Consider the following 13,973-nt stretch of genomic DNA (forward strand, 5'->3'; position numbering starts at 1 on the left):
GGCGGGACGACGGAGTGGGACCAAGTACCTGAGGCTCCAAGTCCAAAACGACAAAAGCCGCCTCCCCTGTCTCTTCGTAAAGAGAATGGGAAGGCGGCGATTATGCGCCACTTCTGCGAGTAGGAACTGCAATCCACGCAGGGCGTTAGGGCCTGCGCGAATTCAGTGACCGAGGGAGATTACTTCTCCTCGGACTCCTCAGCAGAGGTGTTCTCAGCTGCGGTGTCCTCGGCCGGAGCCTCGGTCTCCGCAGCCTCGTCTGCCTGAGCCTCTTCAGCCTCAGCAGCCTTGGAAGCGGCAGCGCGGGTAGCGCGGTTAGCCTCGGAGGTCACGGTCTCCTCAAGAACGAGGGAGATCTGGGACATCGGGGCGTTGTCACCGGTGCGGTTGTCCAGCTTGATGGTGCGGGTGTAGCCACCCTCACGGTTCTCAAACTTCGGTGCAACCTCGTCGAACAGGTGAGAAACAACATCCTTGCGCGGGATGAGCTTCAGCACTGCGCGGCGGTCAGCAATGGTGCCGGACTTAGCCTTGGTGATGATCTTTTCGACGTACGGGCGAAGAACCTTCGCCTTGGCATCGGTGGTCTTGATGGCGCCGTGCTCGATCAGGCTAGCTGCCAAGTTGCTCAGCATGTGAGCTTGCTGCTTGGCGGAGCCACCGAGACGGGCACCCTTCTTCGGGGTAGGCATTGTTTACTCCTCGTGTGCGGTAAAAGTTGAGCGCGCGGCAACGAGTGCCGCAGTTCAGGGTGATTCTTTACTCGGAATCGTCCGCAGCCGGGTCCTTGAAGTCACCGGTTTCTGCGTCGTAGCCCTCGAGCTGGGTTGGGTCGAAGTCCTCAGGGGTGTCCTTCAGAGCAAGGCCCAAGTTAGCCAGCTTGATCTTTACCTCATTAATCGACTTCTGACCGAAGTTACGGATATCCAGCAGGTCGGACTCAGTGCATTCTGCAAGCTCGCCGACGGTGTGGATCTCCTGACGCTTCAGGCAGTTATAGGAGCGAACGGAGAAGTTCAAGTCCTCGATAGGCATGCCGTAGGCGGCGATGTACTCGGTCTCCTGCGGGGAGGGACCAATCTCGATGCCTTCGGCTGCGTTGTTCAGCTCGCGTGCCAGGCCGAACAGTTCGACCAAGGTGCCGCCGGCAGAAGCCAGGGCGTCGCGTGCGGAAATCGAGTTCTTGGTTTCGACGTCGATAGTCAGCTTGTCAAAGTCGGTGCGCTGCTCAACACGGGTAGCTTCGACCTTGTAGGAGACCTTCAGCACTGGGGAGTAGATCTGGTCGATTGGAATACGGCCGATTTCCCCAGAGGTTGCGGCAGCCGGGACGTAGCCACGGCCGCGCTCGACGACGAGCTCAATGTCCAGCTTAGCGGTGTCATTTAGCGAAGCGATGTGCAGATCCGGGTTGTGGATCTCCACGCCAGCCGGCGGCTGGATATCGCCCGCGGTGACATCACCAGGGCCTTCCTTGCTCAGGTACATAACCACCGGCTCATCGGAGTCGGAGGATAGGACCATGCTCTTGATGTTCAAGATGATCTCAGAAACGTCTTCCTTCACACCGTTGATGGTGGTGAACTCGTGGAGCACACCATCAATCTTGATGGAGGTTACCGCTGCGCCCGGGATGGACGACAGCAGGGTGCGACGCAGCGAGTTACCGAGGGTGTAGCCAAAGCCCGGCTCGAGCGGTTCGATAACGAACTTGGAACGAGACGAGTCGATGAATTCCTCGGTGAGCTGAGGACGCTGGGAAATGAGCATTGCAATTCTCCTTTTCGGCGACCGCTATTTGACGCCGGTAGAGGGGGTAAAAATCTTGAGGTTGAAGATTCCTGATGGACCGCGTGGCCTTGCAGGGCCGTGCGGTATAACAGTTTACTTCGAGTAAAGCTCGACGATGAGCTGCTCTTGCAGCGGAATGTCGATCTGAGCGCGCTCGGGCAACTGGTGCACGAGGATGCGCAGCGTATCAGGAACGACCTGCAACCATGCCGGTACGTTGGCATCGATAAGAGCGTCCTGAGCGTCTTCGAACCATTCCATCTTCTGGGAACGCGGGCGGACATCGATGATGTCGTACTGCGTAACCCGGTAGGACGGGATGTTGATGTTCTTGCCGTTCACGGTGAAGTGACCGTGGGAAACGAGCTGGCGAGCCTGGCGGCGGGTGCGTGCCAGACCTGCGCGGTAAACTACGTTGTCCAGGCGGGTCTCCAGCAGGATGACCAGGTTGTCACCGGTCTTGCCTGGGAGGCGGTTAGCCTCGGTGTAGTAGCGGCGGAACTGACGCTCCAGCACACCGTAGGTGTACTTTGCCTTCTGCTTCTCCTGGAGCTGCAGCAGGTACTCAGATTCCTTGATGCGGTTGCGGCCAGCCTGTCCCGGAGGGTACGGGCGGCGCTCGAATGCCATGTCTCCGCCGACCAAGTCGACGCGAAGACGGCGGGATACGCGGGTAGCGGGGCCAGTGTAACGAGCCATTTTCTTACCTCTTTCCTTCCCTTAAACCTTGCGACGCTTGGTCGGACGGCAGCCGTTGTGCGGCTGTGGAGTTGCATCCGTGATCGAGGAAACCTCGAGGCCTGCAGCCTGCAGGGAACGGATGGCGGTCTCGCGGCCGGAGCCCGGACCCTTGACGAATACGTCAACCTTCTTCATGCCGTGGTCCATTGCCTTGCGTGCGGCGCTTTCAGCGGCCATCTGCGCAGCGAACGGAGTGGACTTACGGGAACCCTTGAAGCCAACGTGGCCAGAGGATGCCCAGGAGATAACAGCACCGGTCTGATCGGTGATCGAGACGATGGTGTTGTTGAAGGTGGACTTGATGTATGCGTGGCCCAGAGCCACATTCTTCTTGACGACGCGACGGCCGGAACGGCGTGCGCCGGAACGAGTCTTTGGAGGCATGAACTACTTCTTCTTTCCTGCGATCGTCTTCTTCGGGCCCTTACGAGTACGCGCGTTGGTCTTCGTACGCTGACCGCGTACCGGCAGACCGCGACGGTGGCGCAGACCCTTGTAGCTTCCGATTTCAATCTTGCGACGAATATCAGCCTGAACCTGGCGGCGGAGGTCACCCTCTACCTTCCAGGAGCCTTCAATTGCGTCACGCAGTGCCGAAACCTGTTCATCTTCCAGGTTGTCGGTGCGCAGGTCAGGAGAAATGCCAGTCTTTTCTAGCAATTCCTTGGCACGGGTTGGACCGATGCCGTAGATGTAGGTGAGAGCGACCTCCATACGCTTATTGCGTGGAAGGTCAACACCAGCTAGACGTGCCATAAGGCGTGTCCTTTCGGGTTGTTACGGCGGTTTTCTCCCCATCCGTCCCGCTCCATGCAACGCTTCGCCCGGACCGTGCCGGGAATCCTTGGGTTGCTTACCAGTGCGGGCTCAGGCCACCGTAGCCTGAGGTGTACAGGACAAAGCCATGCTTCGCCCTTGGGTGAGGAGGCTGACTGTGTTTACTTGTAGCGGTAGACGATGCGTCCGCGGGTCAGGTCATAAGGAGACAGCTCTACGACGACGCGATCCTCCGGGAGGATGCGGATGTAGTGCTGACGCATCTTACCGGAAATGTGAGCAAGAACCTTGTGCCCATTGTCGAGCTCGACACGGAACATTGCGTTTGGCAAAGGCTCGACGATGCGACCCTCTACCTCAATTGCGCCTTCCTTAGCCATAACCTCTACTTTTCTGGCGACAGACAAGTACCTGTCACCTGCATGTTTGTTGTCTACTGCGGTGGTGCAAGCCAACCAGACCTACTGGCGCTATACACCGTCAAACCAGCATACGCTGCAGCGACACGATTTCCAAACCGCACGCACTTTCATAAATCCCCAACCGGCAGCGGAAAACTAAAAATACCCTCGCGCTCAGTTCCAAGTTCCGGAACCAAGCGCGAGGGCGAGGCGCGTTAACGCGGTGAGCTACGCCGAATTAGTAGATGTAGACCTTGTCACCAATCTGGACATCGTTCCAGTAGCGAACCGCTGCATCATAAGGCAGGTGAACGCAACCATTGGAGTCAACGTTGGTGTTGTCCAAGTGGAAAGCGTGGCCGTTATTGGTGAAGTAGATGGAGAACGGCATCGGCGCGTTATTGAACTCGCGGGAGATTTCGTCCTTCACCTTGCGGTTGACGTGGAAGGTACCGCGCGGGGTTTCCTCGCCCACCATGCCGGCGGACATGGATGGGGAAATGTAGGATACGTCGCCACCTTCCTGCAGCCAGGTGCGGCGGCCGTCAAGGTCGACACAAATCTTGGCATCTGCCGGGCAGGAGCCGCGGTCGAATTGGTTAGCGCGGCGCTGCTCCTCCGCACGGCGCGCCGCCTCTTCAGCCTTCGCCTTTTCTTCCGCAATCTGCTGTGCGTGTGCGCGCTCAGCAGCCTCGCGAGCCTGGCGTGCTTCCTCGTTCTTCTGAGCCACTAGGCCCGGAAAGAGGAATTCCAGGGCGCTATCGACTGCGGACTGCACGTTAGGCACCAGTTCCGGGGTGTACTTCTCAGCCTGGTCCAGGATGTCATTGCGGGTCTGCCATGCCTGGTCGCGGGTCTGGCCGTGGAAGTTATCAAGCTGCTGCTGGGCCTGGGCAGTGAGCTGATCGAGGGAAGGGAGTTGCTGAGCAGAGGCTGCAGGGGCGCCGGCAATCGTGCTCAATGCCATGACGCCAGCCACTGCTGGTGCAGCAACGGTGGCACTTAACTTGCGGAGGCTGAATTTAGACATAGTGGTGAGTATAAACCTTTCAGGGGATTTACGCCTAGTTTAAGCGGCGATTTTTCAGGGAATATGTACTGGGAATTTATTAGTAGCGCCTGGTGAGGATACGCGGGCCGTCCGCCGTCGCGGCTACCGTGTGCTCCCAATGTGCGGCAACGGAACCGTCGAGCGTGACCACCGTCCAGTCATCTTCTAGCACCGCACTATCGACGGTGCCCAAAGTAAGCATTGGCTCGATGGCCAGGACGGAGCCCTCCTGAATGACGGGCCCGCGGCCAGGCTTTCCCTCATTTTCCAAATAGGGCTCTTCGTGCATGGTCCGGCCAATTCCATGACCGCCGTAACCATCCACGATATAAAGGGATACGCCAAACTTGTCTTCGGCGCGGTAAGTTGCCTGCTCCAAGGCGTGGGACACGTCGGTCAGGCGGTTGCCCGGGACCATCGCCTGCAGTCCTTCCATGAGCACCCACTCGGTCGCCGCGTTCAATGCCGCAACGTCCGGGTCCAGTTCACCGATGGGAAAGGACCACGCGCTATCTCCTACCCAGCCATCGAGGGTGGCGCCGCAGTCGATGGAGAGGAGGTCGCCATCGGCAAGCACGGTCTTCGCATCCGGAATCCCGTGCACGATGACATCGTTAACGGAGGAACAAATGGAGCCCGGAAATCCCTCGTAGCCCTTGAAGGTAGGGGTGGCACCGGCGGCGCGGATGGTCTGTTCCGCCACCGCATCGAGCTCAAGCGTGCTCACTCCTGGCGCCGCCGCGGCGCGAACTGCCTGCAGCGCCTTGCCGACGATCTCGCCAGCCGCCTGCATGGCATCCAGCTCGCCCGGGGTGCGGGCGGGAATGCGCTTGGTGCGGCGCCGAAAAGCCACTACTTCCCCAGTGCTTCCATGGCGCGGGCGTTGATCTCTTCGACGGAGCCTTCTGCCTTAATGGGGATGATGGCGTCGCCGTAGTGCTCGATAAGTGGGAAGGTCTCATCGCGGTAGACACCCAGGCGAGTGCGGATGGTTTCCTCGTTATCGTCGGCGCGGCCGCGGGCCATCATGCGCTCGACAACAACGTCCTCAGAAACCTCGAAGTTCAATACACCGTCGAGCTTTTCGCCCTTCTTGGACAACAGCTCTTCCAGGATGTCTGCCTGCTCGGTGGTGCGCGGGAAACCGTCCAAGAGGAAGCCATTCTTGGCGTCGTCTTGGCTGAGGCGCTCTTCTACCATGCGCGCGGTGACATCGGTAGGCACGAGCTTGCCGGCGTCGATGTAGGACTTCGCCTCGACGCCGAGCGGGGTGCCCTCGCCAATATTGGCGCGGAAGAGGTCACCGGTGGAGATGTGTGGGACGCCGAGCTTTTCGCTCAGGATTGCTGCTTGGGTGCCTTTGCCAGCACCGGGAGGGCCGAGAAGTACAAGACGCATTATTTCAGTAGTCCTTCGTAGTTGGATTGGAGAAGTTGAGATTCAATTTGCTTGACCGTGGTCAAGGCGACGGAGACCATAATCAAGATGGCCGTACCGCCAAAGGCGGAGGTGCCGGCGGCCGAAGAGTGGCCAACGCCAAGGTCCAGCAGGATATTCGGCAGGATGGCGATCAACGCCAAGTACAGGGCACCGACGCTCAGGAGGCGGTTCATGACAAAGCCGAGGTACTCCGCGGTGGGGCGGCCCGGGCGGATGCCTGGGATGAAGCCACCGTACTTCTTCATGTTATCGGCTTGCTCAGCGGGGTCGTACTGCACCGAGACGTAGAAGTACGCGAAGAAGATGGTCAGCAGGAAGTACAAGACGATGTACTGCCAGGACGACGGCGCCTGTAGGTGCGCAATAACGTTGCGCTGCCACCAGTTATCCGGGGTGTGTACGGAGCTGGAGTTGACGATCTGCGTGATCAGCACCGGCATGTAGATAAGCGAGGAAGCGAAGATGACCGGGATAACGCCGGCCTGGTTGACCTTCAGCGGCAGATAGGTGGAAGAACCACCGTACTGGCGCCGGCCCACCATGCGCTTGGCGTACTGCACCGGGATGCGGCGCTGGCCCTGCTCGATGAAGGTAATGCCGACGACCAGAACGATAAGGCCAGCCAGCACCATGGCGAAGACCATGCCGCCGTTGTTTTGCAGGATATTCATGCCATCGGTAGGTAGGCGCGTCGCAATACCGGCGAAAATGAGCAGAGACATGCCGTTGCCAATGCCCTTTTCCGTAATCAACTCGCCCATCCACATCACGAGGACGGCACCGGAGGTCATCGTTACTACCAGCAGGATGAGGGTGAAGAAGTTGCGGTCTTCCGCCAAGACCGGCACGCCCTGGCCCAGCAGCTGCTCGCGGTCCGCCAGCGCGACGATGCCGGAGGATTGCAGCAGCGCCAAGGCGAGCGTGAGGTAGCGGGTGTACTGGGTCATTTTCGCCTGCCCAGACTGACCTTCCTTCTTCAGCTGCTCAAAGCGCGGGATGACCACGGTCAGCAGCTGCACGATAATGGACGCCGTAATGTAGGGCATGATGCCGATGGCGAAGATCGACAGCTGCAATAGGGCACCGCCAGAAAACAGGTTAATCACGGAGTAGAGGTCTCCGGATTCCTCTGTCAGCTGACGCAGGCGCCCTGCAATTGACGCGTAATCTACACCCGGCGACGGGATCTGTGCACCGATGCGGTACGCAATGATCATCACGATGGTGAAGATGATCTTCTTGCGTAGGTCGGCATCCTTAAAAGCCTGCAAAATGGCGGACACTACAAAATCCTCCTGGCCTACCGCTGTCACGCGCGAATCTATGGATTCCTCACGCAGCAACACACGGAGGTGGACACTCTATGGCTCCCGCAGGGCTCCACATCTTTCTCACTTGGCGTTAAGAAGTAAAGACAAGGAGTCCCAAAGGAACGGTGGAACACTTTTGACCCCATAACCCTACCAGCCTTATATCTGCGTGCCACATCTAACCCGCATTATGTGACAATGATTGCCCATTCTTTCGCGCTTATTCCGCTGGGGGTTTACCATGTTAATTATTGCCCTGCGCAATTTTTTACCCGTAGTTTTCCGGCCTGGCGGTCCCTAAACGCCAAGGTCGTTATTGGTGTGAACCCAACGTTGCGAAAGAAGTCTGAATGAGCAAAAAATTCACGCCGATGACCGTTGCTGAGATCATCGACGTCTTTATCCCTAGTCCCAACCCCTTCCGCTGGGAGGCCTTTGATGGCTCGGCCACCGGCCCTGCCGATGCCGATTACAAGGTCACCATCAATAGCCTCGGCGGACTTGCTTATATTGCCACCCACCCAGGCGATGTCGGATTCGCCCGCGCCTATGTCACCGATGGCATCTCTGTAGAAGGCGAGCACCCCGCCCACCCGTACGGCATCTTCAATGCCCTGCACGCCATGTATGACAAGTTTGAAAAGCCTGGCGCTAAAGACTTGGCACGCGTGGTTCGTTCGCTGGCTTCCATGGGCGCCTTCCACATCCAGCCGGTGCCCGAGGTAGAGCGCGCCTCTTGGCTGCGCCGCAAGCTGCACGATGGCCTGTCCAAGCACTCCAAGGAGCGCGATGCCGACGTCATTTCTGATCACTATGACGTGGGCAATGACTTCTACGAGCTCTTCTTGGGCGATTCCATGACCTATACCTGCGCCTACTTCCCCACCCCAGATGCCACCTTGGAGGAGGCACAGGAAAACAAGTACCGCCTCATCTTTGACAAGCTGCGCCTGAAAGAAGGCGACACCCACCTGGACGTGGGCTGTGGCTGGGGCGGCATGGTGCGCTACGCCGCACGCCGCGGCGTGAAGTCCATCGGCGTGACCTTGTCACAGGAGCAAGCCGAGTGGGGCCAAAAGAAGATCGAGGAAGAAGGCCTACAGGATCTGGCTGAGGTCCGCTTCATGGACTACCGCGATGTCACCGAAGAAGGCTTTGATGCCATCTCCGCCATCGGCATCATCGAACACATCGGCGTGCAGAACTACAATGACTTCTTCAAGTTCATGTACAGCAAGCTCAAGATCGGCGGTCTGATGTTGAACCACAACATCACCTACCCGGATAACCACAAGACGCCCAAGGGCGGGTTCATCGACCGCTACATCTTCCCCGATGGCGAGCTCACCGGTTCCGGCAACGTCACCAAGGCCATGCAGGACAATGGCTTCGAGGTCTTCCACACCGAATCCCTGCGCTTTGATTACATGCGCACCCTGCACGAGTGGTGCGAGAACTTGAAGGAGAACTGGGAAGAGGCATGCGATTTGGTCGGCCTGCCCACCGCGCGCCTCTACGGCATCTACATGGCCGGCTCGGAGTGGGGCTTCGAGCGCAATATCATTAACCTCTACCACTTCTTGGGCATCAAGCTCGGCGAGGCCGGCTCCCGCGCCGGCGTTCCTGAGCGCCGTTGGTGGGAAGACAGCCGCTTTTAAAAGGAGCCCATATGACCCTTTTGGATCACTTACGCGAGCGCGTTTCTGCCCTGCAGCCGCGCCCGGTCGATGCCGTGCATATCGAGCCCGTGGGCTGGCAGGCCCACCGCGCCGGCGTAGACACCTTGCTGCGCAGCTTCCGCGAGGTCCCCGCCGGAAAGCGCGTGCGCCTGGCCAAAAAGACCTCTAACCTCTTCCGCGGCCGCAGCGAGAATCAGGTAGGCCTTGATGTCTCCGGCCTAGGCGGGGTTATCGAGGTCGATCCCCTCGCCCGCACCGCCGACGTGCAGGGCATGTGCACCTACGAGGACTTGGTCGATGCCACCCTGCCGCACGGCCTTATGCCGTTCGTGGTTCCGCAGCTAAAAACCATCACTCTGGGCGGCGCTGTGACCGGCATGGGCGTGGAATCCACGAGCTTTCGCAACGGCCTGCCGCACGAATCCGTCATCGAGATGGACATCCTCACCGGCACCGGCGAGATCCTAACCTGCTCGCGCGAGCAGAACGTCGATCTCTTCCGCCTCTTCCCCAATTCCTACGGTTCCCTGGGCTACGCGGTGCGCCTGAAGATCGAGCTCGAGCCCGTCCCGCCCTACGTGGAGCTGCGCGAGCAACGTTTCAACACGGTGGAGGAGGCAAGCCGCGTGCTTGCCGATGTCTCCGTCAACCACACCCACGAGGGTGAGACCGTCGATGGCCTAGACGGCGTGGTCTTTTCCGAGGACGAGGCTTACCTCGTCTTCGCCCGCTTTACCTATGAGGAGGGCCCTACCTCCGATTACACGCGGGATAAGATCTACTACCGCAGCCTGCAGCACGCCCAGGGCATGCGGCGCGACCGCCTTACCATCCGCGACTATATCTGGCGCTGGGATACTGACTGGTTCTGGTGCTCGCGTGCCTTTGGCGCCCAGAACCCCAAGGTGCGCAAGGTCTGGCCGCGCGAGCTGCGCCGCAGCTCCTTCTATTGGAAGCTGGTGCGCCTGGACCGAAAGTACGAGTTGGAGTACAACTTCATCAAAAAGCCGCACGGCAAGCCGCGCGCCGAGCGCGTGGTCCAGGATATTGAGGTCACCCCGGAAAACCTTCCGGAGTTCCTCCACTGGTTCTTCCAGGCCTCCGATATCCAGCCCGTGTGGCTGTGCCCCATCCGCCTGCGCGATGGCGTGGGCGAACTCGTGGGCAGCGGCGACATTGCCGCCGAGTCCCAGGACCCCTGGCCGCTGTACCCGCTGCGCCCCGGCAAGACGTGGGTCAACGTCGGCTTCTGGTCCGGTGTGGACGGCGATCACGTCGATCCCAGCGCTCCTGGCAACGGCGCCTTCAACCGCGTCATTGAAGAAAAGGTCAATGACTTGGGTGGCCACAAGTCGCTGTACTCCGAGGCCTTCTACTCCCGCGAGCGGTTCGAGGAACTCTATGGCGGGAAGCTTCCCGATGCCATCAAGGCCGTAACGGACCCCGATGACCGCTTCCCCGGCCTTTTTGAAAAGACCGTGGACGAGGCATAGGACGGCTCCCAAAACCACATAAGGGTGGAACGCTCGTGAAAGCGTTCCACCCTTTTTGCAGCTACGGGCCCAATCTCTGACGAGGCCCGAGGCTTAAATCAGCGCGATTACTGCTCCTGGGCCACCTGCGCGGTCTCAGCGTTATCCGGCTGGGACAGCTGCGGGTTGGCGTCAACGGGGCCGGTGGAGCCGGCGAGCGCCAGCACGGCGGAGATGACAGCGGCAAGGAATGAAGAAATGGACGACATAGCAAACTCCTAGCTAGTAGGGATGAGTGTTTACGGTGATAACACTACCACTGCCATGCATACGTCCGCATAGATCGACTACACCCCCTCGCCCCGCACACAAGGTGCGAGGAAAGGGGGTGTAGTTAGTCTCTAGTCCAGATTACTTGGTGTTGGCGGAACCGCCAGCAGCCTCAATCTTTTCTACAGCGGACTTGGAGAACTTGTCTGCGGTGACGTTCAACTTAACGTTGATGTCGCCGCTGCCCAGAACCTTGACCGGCTGGTTAGCGCGGACGAGGCCAGCAGCTGCGATGTCAGCGACGGTGATGTCGCCGCCATCGGCAAACTTCTCGGCCAAGTCAGCCACGTTAACAACCTGGTACTCAACGTGGTTCGGGTTCTTGAATCCCTTGAGCTTAGGCAGACGCATGTGGATGGGCATCTGTCCACCCTCGAAAGCAGCGGGAACCTGCTTACGAGCGCCGGTACCCTTGGTACCGCGACCAGCGGTCTTACCCTTGGATGCCTCACCGCGGCCAACGCGGGTCTTGGGCTTATTTGCTCCTGCGGTTGGGCGCAGGTCGTGCAGCTTGATGATATCAGCCATGGTTTACTCCCCTGCCACTTCTTCGACGGTGACCAGGTGGCGAACCTTGTGAACCATACCGCGGATGATCGGAGTGTCCTGCTTGACAACGGACTGACCGATGCGCTTGAGGCCCAGAGCCTCAATGTTCTTGCGGTGGTTCGGCTTGGTGCCCACCAGGCCCTTTACCTGTGTAATCTTCAGAGCCATTGTTTATGCCTCCTGACCTGCGCGCTTGCGCAGCATACGGGCCGGGGTGACCTCTTCGATGGACTTGCCGCGGCGTGCGGCAACCTCTTCGGGGCGGACCAGCTGCTTGAGGCCGTCCACGGTTGCGCGGACGACGTTGAGTGCATTGTCGGAGCCCAGGGACTTCGACAGAATGTCCTGCACGCCAGCGCATTCGAGCACCGGACGAGCAGCACCGCCGGCGATGACACCAGTACCAGGAGCGGCGGGCTTCATCATGACGATGCCCGCTGCGTCGCGACCCTCTACCGGGTGGGTGATGGTGCCGGCAACCATAGGTACGCGGAAGAAGTTCTTGCGAGCCTCTTCTGCACCCTTCTGGATTGCAGCCGGAACTTCCTTAGCCTTGCCGTAGCCAACGCCTACCTGACCCTGGCCGTCACCAACGACGACGAGAGCGGTGAAGGACATGTTGCGGCCACCCTTAACGGTCTTGGAGACGCGGTTGATGGTCACAACGCGCTCGATGTACTTATCGCGCTCGTTGTCCTGCTGGTTACGACGATCGTTGCGACGGCCGTTGCCGCCGCGGTTGTTCTTGTTGTTCTCGGCGGAGCGTCCGCCGTCACGCTGTTCACGGTCCGACATTACGCGATCCTTCCGTTGATGTTTCCGTTGACGATGATCATTAGAACTTCAGACCACCTTCACGTGCGGCGTCTGCCAGCGCAGCGACGCGGCCGTGGTACTTGTAGCCTGCGCGGTCAAAGACGACCTGCTCAATGCCAGCGGCCTTGGCGCGCTCAGCAATCAGTTCGCCCACCTTGGCAGCCTTTGCCTTCTTATCGCCCTCGAGTGCACGGATGTCCGCTTCCATGGAGGATGCGGAAGCCAGGGTGTGGCCTGCCAGGTCATCGATGACCTGGACGTGCATGTGGCGCGAAGAGCGGTGCAGGACCAAGCGCGGGGACTCAGGGGTGCCACGCAGGGTCTTACGGATACGGAAGTGGCGGCGTGCGCGTGCTTCGCGACGACGAGAAGAAATGTCCTTGCCGACTGGAGTGCGCTTCGTGTTTTCAGTGTTTGCCATTGCTTACTTACCCGTCTTTCCGACCTTGCGACGGATCTGCTCGCCTTCGTAGCGAATACCCTTGCCCTTATAAGGATCGTCCTTACGCAGGCGACGGATATTAGCGGCGATCTGTCCGACTAGTTGCTTGTCAATACCGGTAATGGACAGCTTGGTGTTGCCGTCCACTGCGAAGGTGATTCCCTCCGGAGCCTTGATGAGGATCGGGTGGGAATAGCCCAGGCTGAATTCCAGGTCCTGGCCCTTTTGCTGCACACGGTAGCCGACACCAAAGATTTCCATCTTGATGGTGAAGCCCTCGGTCACGCCGATGACGGCGCTGTTGAGCAGCGAGCGGGACAGGCCGTGCAGTGCACGGTGCTTGCGGTGATCATCAGGGCGGGAAACGGTCAAGATGCCGTCTTCCACGTTGATGGTGATCGGATCCGGAACGTTTACGCTCTGGGTACCCTTAGGGCCCTTGACCTCAACGTCTTGGCCGTTGATGTTGATTTCGACGCCGTTTGGTACGGCGATCGGTGCTAGACCGACTCGAGACATGTGTCAAACCTCCCTTTACCAGACGTAGGCGAGAACTTCTCCGCCTACGCCCTTCTCCTCAGCCTGACGGTCAGTCAGCACACCGTGGGACGTGGAAATGATAGCCACGCCCAGGCCGCCCAAGACCTGTGGCAGTTCGGTGGACTTTGCATACACACGCAGACCCGGCTTAGACACGCGACGCAGACCAGACAGGGAACGCTCGCGGTTGTTGTACTTCAGCTCGAGGGACAGGGTGTGGCCCTCAACGGTGTAGTCAGCGATGTAGCCTTCCTGCTTCAAGATGTCAGCAATGTTTGCCTTCAACTTGGAGGTAGGCATCGACACGACGTCGTGGTGTGCGTTACTTGCGTTACGCACGCGCGACAGCATGTCGGCAATAGGATCAGTCATAGTCATATGAGTGACCGTGTACCTTTCTCGTTGCGGTTCCCGTTCTCACCAAAGCGTTTTCCGTGTGATTTCGGGCTACTCACGCTCCTCACGGTCAATACCGCAAGGCGCTCGCCACCCTTTGATTCAGACAACGGTCCGCTATAAACGGCGAGGGGCCTACAACAAAGTTGATGTTCAATTCTTGTTCGGCTCTGCGTTTAACCAGCTCAGCACGCAAAACCCGCAAGGCTTCGCGCGTGCACCGGCTGCAGCGCAGGCA

The 13,973-nt window shown here is 59.3% G+C and carries 19 protein-coding genes; 2 read left to right on the forward strand and 17 right to left on the reverse strand.

Features of this window, described 5'->3' with window-relative positions:
- Window positions 1–179 precede the first annotated feature (179 nt).
- The 10 genes from rplQ to secY all read right to left on the reverse strand — a co-directional run bounded on the left by rplQ (window position 180) and on the right by secY (window position 7,484).
- Window positions 180–692 carry a 50S ribosomal protein L17 gene (rplQ, locus tag ACP8KU_RS09485; RefSeq protein WP_005277082.1) on the reverse strand — a complete coding sequence of 171 codons (513 nt, stop codon included), beginning with the start codon at window positions 690–692 and terminating at the stop codon, window positions 180–182.
- Window positions 693–759: 67 nt separating this feature from the next.
- Window positions 760–1,770, reverse strand: coding sequence for a DNA-directed RNA polymerase subunit alpha (locus ACP8KU_RS09490; protein ID WP_005277080.1), 1,011 nt, complete (start codon window positions 1,768–1,770; stop codon window positions 760–762).
- A gap of 114 nt (window positions 1,771–1,884) precedes the next feature.
- Window positions 1,885–2,490 (reverse strand): 30S ribosomal protein S4, encoded by a 606-nt coding sequence (gene rpsD, locus ACP8KU_RS09495; protein ID WP_023016758.1) that lies wholly within the window; start codon window positions 2,488–2,490, stop codon window positions 1,885–1,887.
- Window positions 2,491–2,511: 21 nt separating this feature from the next.
- Window positions 2,512–2,916, reverse strand: coding sequence for a 30S ribosomal protein S11 (gene rpsK, locus ACP8KU_RS09500; RefSeq protein WP_005277076.1), 405 nt, complete (start codon window positions 2,914–2,916; stop codon window positions 2,512–2,514).
- A 3-nt stretch (window positions 2,917–2,919) separates the two neighbouring features.
- Window positions 2,920–3,288, reverse strand: a complete 369-nt coding sequence (gene rpsM / locus ACP8KU_RS09505) for a 30S ribosomal protein S13 (protein WP_005281309.1) — start codon at window positions 3,286–3,288, stop codon at window positions 2,920–2,922.
- 182 nt (window positions 3,289–3,470) lie between these two features.
- A complete protein-coding gene (infA, locus tag ACP8KU_RS09510) occupies window positions 3,471–3,689 on the reverse strand; it encodes a translation initiation factor IF-1 (protein ID WP_003854422.1) in 219 nt (72 codons plus the stop codon).
- 259 nt (window positions 3,690–3,948) lie between these two features.
- Window positions 3,949–4,740: a L,D-transpeptidase gene (locus tag ACP8KU_RS09515; RefSeq protein WP_005277016.1), complete on the reverse strand. Its 792-nt coding sequence runs from the start codon at window positions 4,738–4,740 to the stop codon at window positions 3,949–3,951.
- Window positions 4,741–4,819: 79 nt separating this feature from the next.
- On the reverse strand, window positions 4,820–5,614 hold the full coding sequence (gene map, locus ACP8KU_RS09520) for a type I methionyl aminopeptidase (RefSeq protein ID WP_023030125.1): 795 nt from the start codon (window positions 5,612–5,614) through the stop codon (window positions 4,820–4,822).
- Window positions 5,614–6,159: an adenylate kinase gene (locus ACP8KU_RS09525; protein WP_126318292.1), complete on the reverse strand. Its 546-nt coding sequence runs from the start codon at window positions 6,157–6,159 to the stop codon at window positions 5,614–5,616. Before ACP8KU_RS09525 ends, map begins: the two co-directional genes overlap by 1 nt.
- Window positions 6,159–7,484 (reverse strand): preprotein translocase subunit SecY, encoded by a 1,326-nt coding sequence (gene secY / locus ACP8KU_RS09530; RefSeq protein ID WP_023030124.1) that lies wholly within the window; start codon window positions 7,482–7,484, stop codon window positions 6,159–6,161. Before secY ends, ACP8KU_RS09525 begins: the two co-directional genes overlap by 1 nt.
- 377 nt (window positions 7,485–7,861) lie before the next feature.
- Here secY and ACP8KU_RS09535 point away from each other — a divergent pair, with 377 nt between their 5' ends.
- Both ACP8KU_RS09535 and ACP8KU_RS09540 read left to right on the forward strand, forming a co-directional pair.
- On the forward strand, window positions 7,862–9,169 hold the full coding sequence (locus ACP8KU_RS09535; RefSeq protein ID WP_284902294.1) for a class I SAM-dependent methyltransferase: 1,308 nt from the start codon (window positions 7,862–7,864) through the stop codon (window positions 9,167–9,169).
- A gap of 11 nt (window positions 9,170–9,180) precedes the next feature.
- On the forward strand, window positions 9,181–10,683 hold the full coding sequence (locus ACP8KU_RS09540) for an FAD-binding oxidoreductase (protein ID WP_484483645.1): 1,503 nt from the start codon (window positions 9,181–9,183) through the stop codon (window positions 10,681–10,683).
- 107 nt (window positions 10,684–10,790) lie between these two features.
- Here the strand turns inward: ACP8KU_RS09540 and ACP8KU_RS09545 are convergent, their stop codons facing one another.
- The 7 genes from ACP8KU_RS09545 to rpsH form a co-directional block, all read right to left on the reverse strand.
- On the reverse strand, window positions 10,791–10,931 hold the full coding sequence (locus tag ACP8KU_RS09545; protein WP_005277003.1) for a hypothetical protein: 141 nt from the start codon (window positions 10,929–10,931) through the stop codon (window positions 10,791–10,793).
- A gap of 142 nt (window positions 10,932–11,073) precedes the next feature.
- Entirely contained in the window at window positions 11,074–11,520 is a 447-nt protein-coding gene (gene rplO / locus ACP8KU_RS09550; protein ID WP_005277000.1) for a 50S ribosomal protein L15, read from the reverse strand.
- 3 nt (window positions 11,521–11,523) lie between these two features.
- Window positions 11,524–11,709, reverse strand: a complete 186-nt coding sequence (gene rpmD / locus ACP8KU_RS09555) for a 50S ribosomal protein L30 (RefSeq protein WP_005276997.1) — start codon at window positions 11,707–11,709, stop codon at window positions 11,524–11,526.
- 3 nt (window positions 11,710–11,712) lie between these two features.
- The gene (gene rpsE, locus ACP8KU_RS09560; protein ID WP_005276995.1) at window positions 11,713–12,336 is read right to left on the reverse strand and encodes a 30S ribosomal protein S5; all 624 of its coding nucleotides are present in this window, start codon (window positions 12,334–12,336) and stop codon (window positions 11,713–11,715) included.
- Window positions 12,337–12,376: 40 nt separating this feature from the next.
- Window positions 12,377–12,778, reverse strand: a complete 402-nt coding sequence (gene rplR / locus ACP8KU_RS09565) for a 50S ribosomal protein L18 (protein WP_023016753.1) — start codon at window positions 12,776–12,778, stop codon at window positions 12,377–12,379.
- 3 nt (window positions 12,779–12,781) lie between these two features.
- The gene (rplF, locus tag ACP8KU_RS09570) at window positions 12,782–13,318 is read right to left on the reverse strand and encodes a 50S ribosomal protein L6 (protein WP_005276991.1); all 537 of its coding nucleotides are present in this window, start codon (window positions 13,316–13,318) and stop codon (window positions 12,782–12,784) included.
- A gap of 15 nt (window positions 13,319–13,333) precedes the next feature.
- Complete coding sequence (gene rpsH / locus ACP8KU_RS09575) at window positions 13,334–13,717, reverse strand: 30S ribosomal protein S8 (RefSeq protein ID WP_005276990.1); 384 nt, start codon at window positions 13,715–13,717, stop codon at window positions 13,334–13,336.
- Between the last annotated feature and the right edge of the window lie 256 nt (window positions 13,718–13,973).

The sequence above is a fragment of the Corynebacterium sp. LaCa_282 genome (assembly GCF_057198125.1).